Annotated in this window: 1 protein-coding gene and 1 pseudogene; both read left to right on the top strand. The window is 44.7% G+C overall.

Annotated elements, in window-relative coordinates:
• Positions 1-570, top strand: a pseudogene (locus ACZFYI_RS20465) (gfo/Idh/MocA family oxidoreductase); the annotation flags it as partial.
• A 52-nt stretch (positions 571-622) separates the two neighbouring features.
• On the top strand, positions 623-1,227 hold a 605-nt coding region (locus ACZFYI_RS20470; protein ID WP_462525966.1), incomplete at its 3' end, for a GntP family permease.

Raw genomic sequence — 1,227 nt, forward strand, 5'->3', positions numbered from 1 at the left:
GCTTCCTCTTTTATCACCCTACATTTTGCAGCAACTGCCAAAAGCCAATCTCCCATCGAAATGACTTGGAGTGACGGTGGCATTCGTCCTTCGCATCCTGACATCATTCCTGCAGACCATGACATCGGCGGAGCCAACAGTGCCAATGGTGTCATGATCATCGGAGAGAAAGGAATCATCACCACCAACATCAACGACAGTTCCCCGCTGATGCCAAAGTTGTATATGAATGACGGGACAACTGAGTTTGGACCTGACAGACTGGAAAATCAGGAACCTGAATACGGACATCAACGCAAGTGGGTGGATGCCATCAAAGCTGGTTTTGGAAGCGAGGAGCATAAAGGATTGACTTCCTCATTTGATTATGCAGGACCGATGACAGAGACGGTGCTGATGGGAAATCTTGCCATCCGTAGTTATATGTTAAGGAGAGAAAACAGCAAAGGCCAAATGGAATTTTTTGGAAGAAGGAAATTGCTTTGGGATGGTGAAAACATGAGGATCACCAACCTCGAAGAAGCAAATCAATTTGTCGGCAGAACATACAGAAAAGGTTTTGAGGTGTAACACCTCAATTCCTTTCCTGTCTTTTCCAAACCCCTCCAACCCATAACCAGCCATGTTGACCCTTTTGACCATTCTATTTGCATTGGGACTAATCCTGATAGCAATTGTAAAGTATGATATCCATCCATTTTTGGCGCTTTTCGTTGGTGCAATCCTTTATGGATTGTTATCCGGAATGCCTGTTGATTTGATTCTCAAATCAATTACCGAGGGATTCGGTGGTGTATTGGGGAGTATAGGTTTGCTGATTTTATTGGGAGTGATTATGGGGACATTTCTGGAAAAAACAGGCGGTGCCTTGGTCATTGCAGAGAAAATCCTTTCTTGGATCGGTGAAAAATCCGTCACAGTGGCCATGTTGCTGAGTGGGTATATACTTTCCATTCCGGTTTTTGGGGACAGTACTTTTATCATGATGAACCCCATCAGCAAATCTCTTTCTCTGAAAAGCGGGGTTCCTTATGCCGCGACCACCATTGCGGTAGCATTGGGAGCTACAGCGAGTCATTCGTTGGTTCCTCCTACACCAGGGCCGATAGCGACTGCCGGGATTCTGGAAGCTGATTTGGGGATGATCATATTTTGGGGATTGATAGTAAGTTTGATTACACTGGTTCCAAGTTATTTCTTTATCAGAAAAGTATGTTTGAAAATCCC

This window comes from Aquiflexum sp., assembly GCF_977115555.1.